The sequence below is a fragment of the Nocardia sp. A7 genome (assembly GCF_046549215.1).
Lineage (GTDB): Bacteria > Actinomycetota > Actinomycetes > Mycobacteriales > Mycobacteriaceae > Nocardia.
The window spans coordinates 100,221-112,599 of record NZ_JAJPWE010000003.1; the positions used below are offsets into that span (position 1 = coordinate 100,221).

12 protein-coding genes and 1 tRNA gene are annotated in these 12,379 nt (G+C 66.9%); 9 read left to right on the forward strand and 4 right to left on the reverse strand.

Annotated elements, in window-relative coordinates:
* Positions 1 to 37: 37 nt before the first annotated feature.
* From ACLJPD_RS18530 to ACLJPD_RS18540, 3 genes are all read left to right on the forward strand, one after another.
* Complete coding sequence (locus ACLJPD_RS18530; protein ID WP_410873554.1) at positions 38 to 1,678, forward strand: acyl-CoA carboxylase subunit beta; 1,641 nt, start codon at positions 38 to 40, stop codon at positions 1,676 to 1,678.
* Positions 1,679 to 1,807: 129 nt separating this feature from the next.
* Positions 1,808 to 2,137: an acyl-CoA carboxylase epsilon subunit gene (locus ACLJPD_RS18535; protein WP_410873556.1), complete on the forward strand. Its 330-nt coding sequence runs from the start codon at positions 1,808 to 1,810 to the stop codon at positions 2,135 to 2,137.
* 13 nt (positions 2,138 to 2,150) lie between these two features.
* Complete coding sequence (locus ACLJPD_RS18540; RefSeq protein ID WP_410873558.1) at positions 2,151 to 2,786, forward strand: Maf family protein; 636 nt, start codon at positions 2,151 to 2,153, stop codon at positions 2,784 to 2,786.
* Here ACLJPD_RS18540 and ACLJPD_RS18545 read toward each other — a convergent pair.
* A complete protein-coding gene (locus ACLJPD_RS18545; RefSeq protein ID WP_410873560.1) occupies positions 2,712 to 3,476 on the reverse strand; it encodes a helix-turn-helix transcriptional regulator in 765 nt (254 codons plus the stop codon). The genes ACLJPD_RS18540 and ACLJPD_RS18545 overlap by 75 nt on opposite strands.
* Before the next feature lie 148 nt (positions 3,477 to 3,624).
* On the opposite strand from ACLJPD_RS18545, the gene ACLJPD_RS18550 reads away from it, so the two are divergent.
* From ACLJPD_RS18550 to ACLJPD_RS18565, 4 genes are all read left to right on the forward strand, one after another.
* Positions 3,625 to 4,515, forward strand: coding sequence for a sulfurtransferase (locus ACLJPD_RS18550; RefSeq protein ID WP_410873562.1), 891 nt, complete (start codon positions 3,625 to 3,627; stop codon positions 4,513 to 4,515).
* 188 nt (positions 4,516 to 4,703) lie between these two features.
* Positions 4,704 to 6,503 carry an acetyl/propionyl/methylcrotonyl-CoA carboxylase subunit alpha gene (locus ACLJPD_RS18555; protein ID WP_410873563.1) on the forward strand — a complete coding sequence of 600 codons (1,800 nt, stop codon included), beginning with the start codon at positions 4,704 to 4,706 and terminating at the stop codon, positions 6,501 to 6,503.
* Between the two features lie 134 nt (positions 6,504 to 6,637).
* Positions 6,638 to 7,603 carry a patatin family protein gene (locus ACLJPD_RS18560; RefSeq protein ID WP_410874485.1) on the forward strand — a complete coding sequence of 322 codons (966 nt, stop codon included), beginning with the start codon at positions 6,638 to 6,640 and terminating at the stop codon, positions 7,601 to 7,603.
* A gap of 29 nt (positions 7,604 to 7,632) precedes the next feature.
* Entirely contained in the window at positions 7,633 to 7,977 is a 345-nt protein-coding gene (locus ACLJPD_RS18565; protein WP_410873565.1) for a hypothetical protein, read from the forward strand.
* A gap of 113 nt (positions 7,978 to 8,090) precedes the next feature.
* Here the strand turns inward: ACLJPD_RS18565 and lat are convergent, their stop codons facing one another.
* Both lat and ACLJPD_RS18575 read right to left on the reverse strand, forming a co-directional pair.
* The gene (gene lat / locus ACLJPD_RS18570) at positions 8,091 to 9,431 is read right to left on the reverse strand and encodes an L-lysine 6-transaminase (protein ID WP_410873567.1); all 1,341 of its coding nucleotides are present in this window, start codon (positions 9,429 to 9,431) and stop codon (positions 8,091 to 8,093) included.
* 66 nt (positions 9,432 to 9,497) lie between these two features.
* Positions 9,498 to 9,950, reverse strand: coding sequence for an Lrp/AsnC family transcriptional regulator (locus ACLJPD_RS18575; RefSeq protein ID WP_194826048.1), 453 nt, complete (start codon positions 9,948 to 9,950; stop codon positions 9,498 to 9,500).
* A gap of 118 nt (positions 9,951 to 10,068) precedes the next feature.
* Between ACLJPD_RS18575 and ACLJPD_RS18580 the strand changes: the two genes are divergently transcribed.
* The gene (locus ACLJPD_RS18580; RefSeq protein WP_410873569.1) at positions 10,069 to 11,586 is read left to right on the forward strand and encodes an aldehyde dehydrogenase family protein; all 1,518 of its coding nucleotides are present in this window, start codon (positions 10,069 to 10,071) and stop codon (positions 11,584 to 11,586) included.
* Between the two features lie 53 nt (positions 11,587 to 11,639).
* A tRNA-Met gene (locus ACLJPD_RS18585) sits at positions 11,640 to 11,713 on the forward strand.
* A gap of 43 nt (positions 11,714 to 11,756) precedes the next feature.
* On the opposite strand, the gene ACLJPD_RS18590 is transcribed toward ACLJPD_RS18585, so the two are convergent.
* Positions 11,757 to 12,305 (reverse strand): histidine phosphatase family protein, encoded by a 549-nt coding sequence (locus ACLJPD_RS18590; RefSeq protein WP_410873571.1) that lies wholly within the window; start codon positions 12,303 to 12,305, stop codon positions 11,757 to 11,759.
* Between the last annotated feature and the right edge of the window lie 74 nt (positions 12,306 to 12,379).

Consider the following 12,379-nt stretch of genomic DNA (forward strand, 5'->3'; position numbering starts at 1 on the left):
TAGTGCGTGACGGTGTCACTCGTTACACTCGCAACCCATGACGAGTGTCCAGCAGCAGCCCGCATCGGAATCGGCGGGCACCCCCGATATCCACACCACCGCCGGGAAGCTGGCTGATCTGCGGAATCGGCTGGAAGAAGCGCAACACCCGATGGGTGAGACCGCGATCGACAAGGTGCACGCCAAGGGCAAGATGACCGCGCGTGAGCGCATCCTGGCTCTGGTCGACGAGGGCTCCTTCGTAGAGCTCGACGCCCTCGCCAAGCACCGCAGTGTGAATTTCGGTCTGGAGCACAACCGCCCGCTCGGCGACGGCGTCGTCACCGGTTACGGCACCATCGACGGTCGCGACGTGTGCATCTTCTCCCAGGACGTCACCGTGTTCGGTGGTTCCCTCGGCGAGGTCTACGGCGAGAAGATCGTCAAGGTGATGGACCTGGCGATCAAGACCGGCCGTCCGCTGGTCGGCATCAACGAAGGCGCGGGCGCGCGGATCCAGGAGGGCGTCGTCTCCCTCGGGCTCTACGGCGAGATCTTCCACCGCAATGTGCAGGCCTCCGGCGTGATCCCGCAGATCTCGCTGATCATGGGCGCAGCCGCGGGTGGTCACGTGTACTCCCCCGCCCTCACCGACTTCGTGGTGATGGTCGATCAGACCTCGCAGATGTTCGTCACCGGACCCGACGTGATCAAGACCGTCACCGGTGAAGAGGTCTCCATGGAGGACCTGGGTGGCGCGCACACCCACATGGTGAAGTCCGGTGTCGCCCACTACGTCGCCTCCGGCGAGCAGGACGCCCTCGACTACGTCAAGGACCTGCTGAGCTACCTGCCGAGCAACAACCGCGCCGAGGCCCCGCGCCACGCGCCCACCGACCCGATCAACGGCGCGATCGAAGAGTCGCTCACCGATGAGGATATCGAGCTCGACACGATCATCCCCGACTCGCCGAACCAGCCCTACGACATGCACGAGGTCATCCGCCGTCTGCTCGACGACGACGAATTCCTCGAGGTCCAGGCCGAGCGCGCGATGAACATCATCTGCTGCTTCGGTCGCGTGGACGGCCGCAGCGTCGGCATCGTCGCCAACCAGCCGACCCAGTTCGCCGGTTGCCTCGACATCGACGCCTCGGAGAAGGCCGCGCGCTTCGTGCGCACCTGCGACGCCTTCAACATCCCGATCATCACCCTGGTGGATGTGCCCGGCTTCCTGCCCGGCACCGGCCAGGAATACAACGGCATCATCCGCCGTGGCGCGAAGCTGCTCTACGCCTACGGTGAGGCCACTGTGGGAAAGATCACGATCATCACTCGCAAGGCTTACGGCGGCGCCTACGACGTCATGGGTTCCAAGCACATGGGCGCCGATGTGAACCTGGCGTGGCCCACCGCCCAGATCGCCGTGATGGGTGCCTCGGGCGCCGTCGGGTTCGTCTACCGCAAGCAGCTGGCCGACGCCGCCAAGAACGGCGACGATGTCGACGCACTGCGCCTCGAGCTGCAGAACGAGTACGAGGACACTCTGGTGAACCCGTACGTCGCCGCCGAGCGTGGCTACGTCGACGCGGTCATCCCGCCCTCGCACACCCGTGGCCAAATCGTGTCGGCGCTGCGGCTGCTCGAGCGCAAAATGGTGACCATGCCGCCGAAGAAACACGGCAACATTCCGCTCTGAAAACGCGATATCCCGGATAGGCCGCGCACACTTGTTGTGGAAAACAACTATTGATCGGCGCGGCTACACCGGGAATGATCGCGTCAACCGCGCTGTGAAGCGAAGTAAGTGCAGGAAGGATCTGGCACTGTGACAACTGTGGCAGAAGAAGACGTGCTGACAGTCGCCGAGCTCGAGCTCGTCGTCGAACCACTCGTCGAAGAGGCCGAACTTTCAGTGGACACGGTGGCGCAGGCCCCCGTCGACGCCGCGGGCGAGCCGCTGTTCCGCGTTATCAAGGGTTCGCCCACCGATCAGGACATCGCGGCTCTGGTCGCCGTCCTGAGCGCGGCGGCCGCCAACGCGCCCACCGGTGGGTCGAACGGACCGGCCGACGCGTGGGGCGCATCGACGATGATGCATCGGGGCGTCAACCCGTTCTCGCCGTACGTGTACCCGATGCTGTCGCATCTGCGCTGAGGTGCCGGAGCGGGTGACAAAGCTGATCTTGGCGTCCGCTTCGCCTGCCCGGCTCGGGATCCTGCGCACCGCGGGCATCGACCCCGTGGTGCGGGTCTCGGGCGTGGACGAGGACGCGGTGTCGGCGGCACTGCCCGCCGGTACCTCCGCACACGATGTCGTCGTCGCCTTGGCCCGTGCCAAGGCGGCCGACGTCGCCGCGTCGATTCCCGAGCTCAGCGCCGACTGTGTCGTCGTCGGCTGTGATTCGATGCTGCTCGTCGACGGGCAGCTGCAGGGCAAACCGCACACCCCCGAGGTGGCGCGCGAGCGCTGGGCCACGATGGCGGGCCGCAGCGCGGACCTGATCACCGGGCACTGCGTGCTGCGGTTACGCGACGGCGAGATCGTCGCCGAGTCGGCCGAATGCAGCAGTACCACAGTGCATTTCGCGAAGCCGACGCCGGACGAGCTCGATACCTACATCGCGTCCGGTGAACCGCTGAAGGTCGCGGGCGCGTTCACGTTGGACGGGCTGGGCGGCTGGTTCGTCGACCGGATCGAAGGCGACCCGTCCAGCGTCATCGGGATCGGCTTACCGCTGTTGCGCAGGCTGCTCGAAGACGTCGGCGTCGGTGTCACGCAGCTGTGGCGGGATCCGCGGGGCTGACGGCGCGATCACGTGCTGATCGCCCGGCTCCTTGGCCGGGGTGCGATCGGTCGCGCTCATCGTCAGGTCGAGCCTGGCCGTGCACAGTTCGGGCTCGATGAACGGATGCAGCTGCACGTCCACCCGGCCACGGGCGCCGTTGCGTTCGAGCACCTCCCGCATGAGGCCCATGTGCACCCCGCACACCACCTCGGCGTGTGAGCGGGCGAGTTCTCGCAGCGGGCAGGCGGTGAGGTTGATCTGGACGTGCTCCGGTGTCTCGCCTGCCGGCTCCTTCTCGGGCGCGAACCCGAGTTCCGACATCAGCGACATGGTGATGTCCCTGGCATCGGCGAGGGTTTCCACCGGCTGTGTGCCGATGTCCATCCGCGCGCCCCACGCGCGGCCCGCGGCCACGGCGGCGGCGGATCGGGCGACCGGATCGGGACCGAGGTGGTCGGCGAGTACCTGGGCGAGCTCCTGGTATCCCACCGAGCGCTGCACCGCGCGATAGCCGATGCGCGGGCGACCGCGGCCGCGTGGGGGCTGCTGGAACTGGCGAACCAGCGATTCGCGGGTGAGGACGTCGAGGTGGAATCGAACGGTGGTGACGTGCTGTCCGGTGATGCGGGCCAGTTCCTGGGCATCGAGGGGCTCGGTGGCGCCACGTAGGATCGCGAGCAGTCGCCGTCGCGGCCAAGAATCGGACATAGCTCACCCCTCCTCTCCAGAGACTTTATCGGACATCCGTGCGCTTTATTCGCCCATTGTGTCGATTCGTGATGTGCCACCACACACTTACCATCGGCTGCGACCACACCGTGCTCGCACCCGCCCAACTCGCGTGAAGGACCACACCGTGCCCGTCGCCCCGGATCCGCACCCCGCCTTCGGTTCCTACGCAGTCCCGCATCGATTGGTAACCACAGAATGGCTGTCCGCAAACATCGGTGTGGGTGGTTTACGAATCATCGAGTCCAACGATGACATCCTGCTCTACGACATCGGCCATGTCCCGGGCGCGGTCAAGATCGACTGGCGCGGCGACCTGAGCGACCCGGTGACCCGCGATTACATCGACGGCAAGCGCTTCACCGAGCTGATGCGAGCCAAGGGCATCGAGCGCGACGACACCGTCGTGATCTACGGCGATCGCGGCAATGCCCAGGCCGCGCACACCGCCTGGATCTTCACGCTCTTCGGCCACGAGGACGTGCGCCTGCTCGACGGCGGCCGCGACGCCTGGATCTCCGAGGAACGCGACACCACGTTCGACCAGCCCTACCCCACACCCAGCGACTACCCCGAGGTCGTGCGCGACGACTCGGCCGCGCGCGCGTTCCGCGAGGAGGTGCTCGGCAGGCTCGGCAAACCGCTGGTCGACGTGCGCTCGACGCAGGAGTACTCCGGCGAGCTCGAGGACAAGCCACTGAACCAGGAGTACGCCGCTCTCCGTGGCGGACACGTGCCGACCGCGGTGAACATCCCGTGGACCGAGGCCGCCACGATCGACGGCCGCTTCCGCTCGCGCGCCGAACTCGACGAGGTCTACGGCGCACTTCCCGCCGACGACCTGGTCGTGTACAGCCGGGTAGGCGAGCGATCCAGCCACACCTGGTTCGTCCTGACATTCCTGCTCGGTCGCAGGTCGGTGCGTAATTACGACGGTTCGTGGATCGAATGGGGCAACTCGGTGCGGGTGCCGATCGCCACGGGCCCCGAACCCGGTGTCGCGAATCAGATCATTTGAAACATGTTCACATCATCGGACGCCGCGTAGTGTGACCTGCGACCTACTGGGCAGTAGGGCTAGCCGAGTTCGAGCGGGGTTGGCACACTGCCTAGACTCGCCCGAGACGAAAGTTGTCGATACCGGGCACGGGGCCTAACCGGCGACCCGTTCCCCGACGCGACCAAAGATTGCACACAGGAGGCTCAGTGCCCAGCCATGCCAGCGCACGGATCACAAAGGTACTCGTAGCTAACCGCGGCGAGATCGCGGTTCGCGTGATCCGGGCTGCCAAGGACGCGGGAATCACCAGCGTCGCGGTGTACGCCGAGCCCGATGCCGACGCTCCCTTCGTGAAGCTCGCCGACGAGGCGTTCGCCCTCGGCGGTCAGACCTCCGCCGAGTCGTACCTCGTGTTCGACAAGATCCTCGACGCCGCGGCCAAGTCCGGCGCCGACGCGATCCACCCCGGCTACGGTTTCCTCTCCGAGAACGCCGACTTCGCCCAGGCCGTCATCGACGCCGGGCTGATCTGGATCGGCCCGTCGCCGCAGTCCATCCGCGACCTGGGTGACAAGGTCACCGCGCGCCACATCGCCGAGAAGGCGAAGGCGCCGATGGCCGCGGGCACCAAGGACCCGGTCAAGAACGCCGACGAGGTCGTCGCGTTCGCCAAGGAATACGGCGTCCCGGTGGCCATCAAGGCCGCCTTCGGTGGCGGTGGCCGCGGCATGAAGGTCGCCCACACCATCGAAGAGATCCCCGAGCTGTTCGAGTCGGCCACCCGTGAGGCCATCGCCGCCTTCGGTCGCGGCGAGTGCTTCGTCGAGCAGTACCTCGACAAGGCCCGCCACGTCGAAGCCCAGGTCATCGCCGACCAGCACGGCAACGTGGTCGTCGCAGGTACCCGCGACTGCTCGCTGCAGCGCCGGTTCCAGAAGCTCGTCGAGGAGGCGCCGGCGCCGTTCCTGTCCGACGAGGTCCGCGCCGCCATCCACGAATCGGCCAAAGCGATCTGCCGCGAGGCGGGCTACTACGGTGCGGGCACCGTGGAGTACCTGGTGCAGGGCGAGACCGTGTCGTTCCTCGAGGTGAACACCCGCCTGCAGGTGGAGCACCCGGTCACCGAGGAGACCGCGGGCATCGACCTGGTGCGTCAGCAGTTCCGCATCGCCAACGGCGAGGAACTGTCGATCACCGAGGACCCCACTCCGCGTGGGCACTCGTTCGAGTTCCGGATCAACGGTGAGGACGCCGGTCGCGGCTTCCTGCCCGCCCCCGGCCCGGTGACCGTCTACCGCGAGCCCTCGGGCCCCGGTGTGCGCGTCGACTCCGGTGTGGTCCAGGGCAGCGTCATCGGCGGTCAGTTCGACTCGATGCTTGCCAAGCTGATCGTCACCGGCGAGAACCGCGAGCAGGCGCTGCAGCGGGCCCGCCGCGCGCTGGCCGAGTTCGAGGTCGATGGCCTGGCGACGGTGATCCCGTTCCACCGCGCGGTGATCGAGGATCCGGCCTTCATCGGCGACGGCCAGAAGTTCGACATCTACACCAAGTGGATCGAGAACGAGTGGAAGAACACCGTCGAGCCGTACACCGCCGAGGGTGCTTCCGACGATGACGACGACGATCTGCCCCGGCAGAAGGTTGTCGTCGAGGTCGGTGGGCGTCGCGTCGAGGTGTCGCTGCCCGGTCAGTTCACCCTCGGTGGCGGTGCTGCCGGTTCGGCGGGCAACGGTGTGGTCCGCAAGAAGCCGAAGGCGCGCAAGCGTGGTGGCGCCGGTGCCGGTGCCGCGTCGGGTGACGCGGTGACCGCGCCGATGCAGGGCACCGTCGTGAAGGTCGCGGTCGAAGAGGGCCAGACCGTCGAGGTCGGCGACCTGATCGTGGTGCTAGAGGCCATGAAGATGGAGAACCCGGTCAACGCGCACAAGGCCGGTGTCGTCACCGGTCTGGCCGTCGCGGCGGGTGCGGCGATCACCCAGGGCACGGTCCTGGCGGAGATCAAGTAGTAAAAGCTCACCAACGGGCGCCGGGTCTTCATGACCGGCGCCCGTTGTCGTTCGCCGGGGTGAACGCAGGACGAAAATCACCTGTCTCCGCAGGATGAGTGCCCATGTTCTGTCGTATCGTGGTTCGGGTGACCATTACTCCGCACACCGATCTGGACCCGCTCTCGACGCCGGGTTCGGCAACGGTGGCCGAGGTCATCGAGGCTCGCCGGGCATCCGGGCATCGCGGCGACGGTAATCGGCTCGCGCTCGTCATCGAGGGCGGTGGCAGTCGCGGGGTGTACTCCAGCGGCATGGTGCAGGCGCTCGAGGAATTGGGCCTGGCGAAGGTGTTCGACACCGTCTACGGCACGTCGGCCGGCGCGATCAATGGCGCGTGGTTGCTGTGTGGGCGTGCGGCGACGGGGATGCGATCGTGGACCGATCCGGCGATCATGCGCCGCGTGGTCGATCCGGTGCGCATCTTCCGCGGTCGCCCCGTCTTCGATCTGCACTATCTCGTGCATCGCGTGTACGACGGCATCGAGCCGATGGACTTCCCCGCGATTCTGGCCAACCCCACCACCTTCCACCCGATCGCGACCGATATCCGCACCGGGCAGTCGGTGGACCTCGGGCCCTACATCACCGACAAACAGACCCTCATGACCGCGCTGCGGGCCTCCGCGGGCCTGCCGCTGCTGGCAGGGCCACCGGTCGCCCTCGCGGGTGGCAGCTACTTCGACGGCGGGCTCACCGAGACCGTCCCGATCCGCACCGCCGTGGCCGCGGGCACCACCCACGCCCTGGTTCTGCGGACCCGCCGCACCGATGAACTCCGCCCGCCCGCTCCCCTGCTGCACCGGGTGGTCGGCGGCGGCTACATGCGGGCCATCGCGCCCGGTGCGTTCCGGGCGTGGAACAAGCGGCCCGGTCAGCAGGCGATGGAGGACACCTACCTCGACGGCCTCGGCGATCAGGTCCTCCAGGTCCACCCCCCGGCCGGTTCGCCCGCCATCGACAGCGCGGCCCGCGATACCGACCTGCTCACCCGCGCCCTCGACATCGGCCGCACGGCGGTGCACTCGATCCTCGGCGGCGGCGTACTCCGCACGGCCTGACACACCGACCGGGCCACTAGGCTGCGCACGTGGAACCGATCGAGATCAACGCAGGGTCCTGGTATCTGCGCGCGCTGCGCGCCGACGAGCGCATCGACGATCGCCCCGCGCTGGCCGATGGCGGCATCACCGATCCCGAGTACGTGGCCACCCGATCGGCGCAGTGGGCCGATGAGTCGCACTTCTCCTGGGCGGTCTGTGTTCCGACGACGGCTGAGATGGTCGCCGAGATCGGCGTGACGCCGGGTCCCGACGACACCGCGACCGTCACCGGGTGGGCTCGGCCCGGTGAGGACGAGGCGCTGGCCGCCGGTCTGGCCTCGGTCCACCGATTCGTTGCAGGCGCACTCGGATTGATTACCGTGTCGGCCTGATCACCTGTCGCCTGCACCGAGCAACCTGCGGAGAGTGCGATCGCGGGCGTTCGACCGAGAAGGAAGTGGGCCGACGGCAATCGTGCCGTCGGCCCAGTCCGGGATCCGGTGAGTTACCGGCGTTCTCGTGCGAGCACCGCGTCGAGTGCATTGACGGCCTGACTCAGTTCCGCCTCGGTAACCGTCAGCGGCGGACGGAACCGGATGCCGCGTTCTCCCGTGCCGAGCAGCAGCACATGCTCGCGTTCGCGCAGTTCCGTCACCAACCGATCGCGCAGCTCCGGTGTCGCCAGGGTGATCGCGCACATCAGCCCACGTCCACGCGCCTCGCTCACCGTGTCCGGGTGCGCGGCGGCGAGCTCGCCGAGCCGGTCGAGCAGGAACGCGCCGAGCGGCAACGCGCCGTCGATCAGCCGATCCTGTTCCAGCACTTCGAGAATGCGGCGGCTTCTGACCATGTCGGTGAGGTTGCCGCCCCAGGTGGAGTTGAGCCGTGAGCTCACATGGAAGACATTGTCGGCCACCTCGTCGACCCGCCCACCTGCCATGATCCCGCAGACCTGAGTCTTCTTACCGAAGGCCACCACATCGGGCCGCAGGCCCAATTGCTGGAAGGCCCAGGTGGTTCCGGTCAGACCGACGCCGGTTTGGACCTCGTCGAGGACGAACAGCGCGTCGTTGGCGTGGCAGAGCCGCTGCACGGCCGCGAGGAATTGCGGGCGCAGGTGCCGGTCACCGCCCTCGCCCTGGATCGGCTCGGCGATGAAGCAGGCGATGTCGTGCGGGTTGTCGGCGAAGGCCTGTTCGGCCTGGGCCAGCGCATGGGCTTCGAGTGGCTCGATATCGGGCCCGGCGAAGGTGTGCGGGGTGTCGATGCGCGGCCAATCGAATTTCGGGAATCGCGCGGTCTTGACCGGATCGGTATTGGTGAGCGACATCGTATAGCCGCTGCGCCCGTGGAAGGCACCGGTCAGGTGCAGCACCTTGGTGCCGAGTTCGGATGCGCGGCCGTGCAATTCGTTGTGCCGACTCTTCCAGTCGAAAGCGACTTTCAGCGCGTTCTCCACCGCGAGCGCACCACCGTCGACGAAGAACAGATGCGGCAAGTGGGGATCACCGAGAACACGGGCGAAAGTGTCGACGAAGCGGGCCATCTCGACGGTGTAGATGTCGGAGTTGCTCGGCTTGTTCAGCGCGGCGGTGCGCAGTTCGGCGAGAAATTGTTCGTCGCCTGCCAGCGCGGGATGGTTCATCCCGAGCGCATTGGAGGCGAAGAAGCCGAACATGTCGAGATAGCTGGTGCCGTCACGTTCGTCGACGAGCATGCGGCCGTGCGACTGGTGGAGGTCGAGCACGAGCTCGAAGCCGTCCGCGAGGATGTGCGATGACAGGATTTCGTTGACCCGGTTGGCGGGGATGACCGCCGCGCCGGGGCGCTCCAGTTCGATGGTCACAAAACCGACGATACGCAAATATTTACGGAAATTCCACGGTATGACGAATCAAATTACGAAGGATCGCTACCTGTCATAGAATGTCTGCAGGATGATCGTGCTGCGGGTGTGCACGTTGGCCGTGGCTCTGATCTCCTGCAGCAGATGTTCCAGATGCCGAGGCGAGGCCACCCGCACGAGCAGCACGTAGCTCTCCTCGCCCGCCACCGAGTGGCACCCCTCGATGCCGGGGATGTGCTGCAACAAGGCGGGTGCGTCATCGGGCTGGGACGGATCGAGAGGAGTGATCGCGACGAACGCCGACAACAAGTGCCCGAGCGCTTCGGGGTCGACCTGCGCCGCGTATCCGCGGATCACGCCGCGCGCTTCGAGTCTGCGCACCCGCGATTGCACCGCGGAGACCGAGAGGCTGGCCTTCTCCGCCAGATTCGACAATGTGGCGCGCCCGTCGGCCATCAGTTCTTTGATCAGTAGTCGATCGATGTCGTCGAGCTGGGGTCGAGCCGGTGTTTCCGCCATCAGCGAAGGCTAACTCAGCGCGGGGCTCGCGCGGGGAAAACTTCTTTCCGTTCCCCACCGAATTCTCCCGAACTTTTCCGTGAGTCGTACCAATCAGCAGAAGGTGAGCAGACTACCGATGACCCAGACCGTGAACTTCTCCGAGCAGCTGTCGCTCCGAGCCAGGGCGCTGCTGCACACCCTCGACGCCGCGGTGCCAGAACCCGGCCCGCTGCTCGCTCGGACACCGATCTCCGGCGGCGTCCTGTTGCCGCTGACCACCGACACTCCCGCCGACGTCGACGCCGCGATCGGCCGCGCCGCGACCGCCTTCGAGGCGTGGCGCACGGTCCCGGCCCCCGTGCGAGCGGCGTTGGTGCGCAGGCTGGCCCAATTGCTGGTGGCCCATCAGGACGAGCTGGCCGAACTGGTGACGCTGGAGGCGGGCAAGATCGGCCCGGAGGCACTGGGCGAAGTGCAGGAGATGATCGACGTCTGCGAGTTCGCGATCGGGCTGTCGCGCCAACTGTACGGCGCCACCATGCCTTCCGAGCGCCCCGGCCATCGGCTCATGGAGACGTGGCATCCGCTCGGTGTGGTCGGGGTGATCTCGGCGTTCAATTTCCCTGTCGCGGTGTGGGCTTGGAACACGGCGATCGCACTGGTGTGCGGGGACACGGTGGTGTGGAAGCCGTCGGAGACCACGCCGTTGACGGCATTGGCCTGTCACACGCTGCTGCGGCGTGCCGCGGTCGATGTGGGGGCGGATCCCGAAGTGCACCAACTGATTCAAGGCGATTCGGCCGTCGGCTCGGCGTTGGTCGACGATGCCCGGGTCGCGCTGGTGAGTGCGACCGGTTCGGTGCGGATGGGCGCCGTCGTCGCCCCGCGGGTGGCCGGGAGGTTCGGCCGGTGCCTGCTCGAGCTGGGTGGCAACAATGCCGCGATCGTGGCGTCGAGTGCGGATCTGGAGCTGGCGGTGCGTGGCATCGTCTTCTCCGCGGCGGGGACGGCGGGGCAGCGGTGTACGAGTCTGCGGCGGTTGATCGCGCATCGCTCGATCGCCGATCAGCTGGTCGAACGGCTCGCCGCGGCGTATCGCCAACTACCCGTTGGCAATCCACTCGATGACGGGGTGCTGGTCGGGCCACTGATCAACGAGCACGCCTTCGCGGCGATGCAGAAGGCGCTGGTCGGTGCGGTGTCCGACGGCGGCGAGATCATCTGTGGCGGTGAGCGAGTCGAGCTGCTCGGACCCGACGCCTACTACGTGCGGCCAGCGCTGGTCCGCATGCCCGCGCAGACCGAACTGGTGCGCGAGGAGACCTTCGCGCCGATTCTGTACGTGCTGACCTACGACGACCTCGACGAGGCCATCGCACTGAACAACGGTGTGACCCAGGGCCTTTCCTCGTCGATCTTCACCCTCGACCAGCGCGAGGCCGAACAGTTCCTCGCCGGATCCGACTGCGGTATCGCCAATGTCAATATCGGGACATCGGGCGCGGAGATCGGCGGCGCGTTCGGTGGGGAGAAGAACACCGGCGGCGGTCGCGAGTCGGGCTCGGATTCGTGGAAGGCCTACATGCGCCGGGCGACCAATACGGTCAACTACTCCACCGAACTCCCACTGGCGCAGGGCATCCATTTCGGCTGATCAGGGCAGCGATTTCGCCTTCTGACCCACCCCGTGTAAAGTGGTATTTGCAACGCGGGATGGAGCAGCTCGGTAGCTCGCTGGGCTCATAACCCAGAGGTCGCAGGTTCAAATCCTGTTCCCGCTACTACAAAGAAGACCCCGGAACCTTGGTTCCGGGGTCTTCTTTGCTATCCGTTGCCGAGCCGCAGCGTCCAGTTCCCCCGGTAGTGCAGTCGAGTGACACTCGCGGGCGGAACATCCATGCGCCAGAACGACTTCGTCGGTGCGTCGAGCACCACGAGCAGCGCCGCCCGCACCACGGCCGGATGCGTCACGGCCACGGTGTCGCGCCGCGACGACGCGATCTCGGCCAACCAGAAGCGCACCCGATCGACGAGATCACTGATGGATTCCCCACCGTGCCCACGGAATTCGGGATCGGTCAGCCAGGCGAACAACTGATCCTGCGCGAGTTTACCCATCTCGCTGCCCCGCCACGACCCGGCGTCGAGATCTCGTAGTCGGACGTCCTGTTCACCGACCAGGCCCAATTCCTCCGCCGTCTCCCGAGCCCGCCGCTCCGGCCCCGTGCGCACCAGCGCTTCACCGAGCGGCACACAGGCCCGCACCGCGGCCCGCCCCGACTCGTCGAGGGGTTCATCGACAGGAAAACGCGCCTTACGTACCGCCTCGGTAAGGCCATGGCCGACAAGGTCGACTCTCAGCACCGTTTGCACGAGAGTCGAGGGTAGCCACGAGTGCGACCCACGCCACACTCCGGGCTGCGCGCGCCCCGGTCATCGCCCACGTC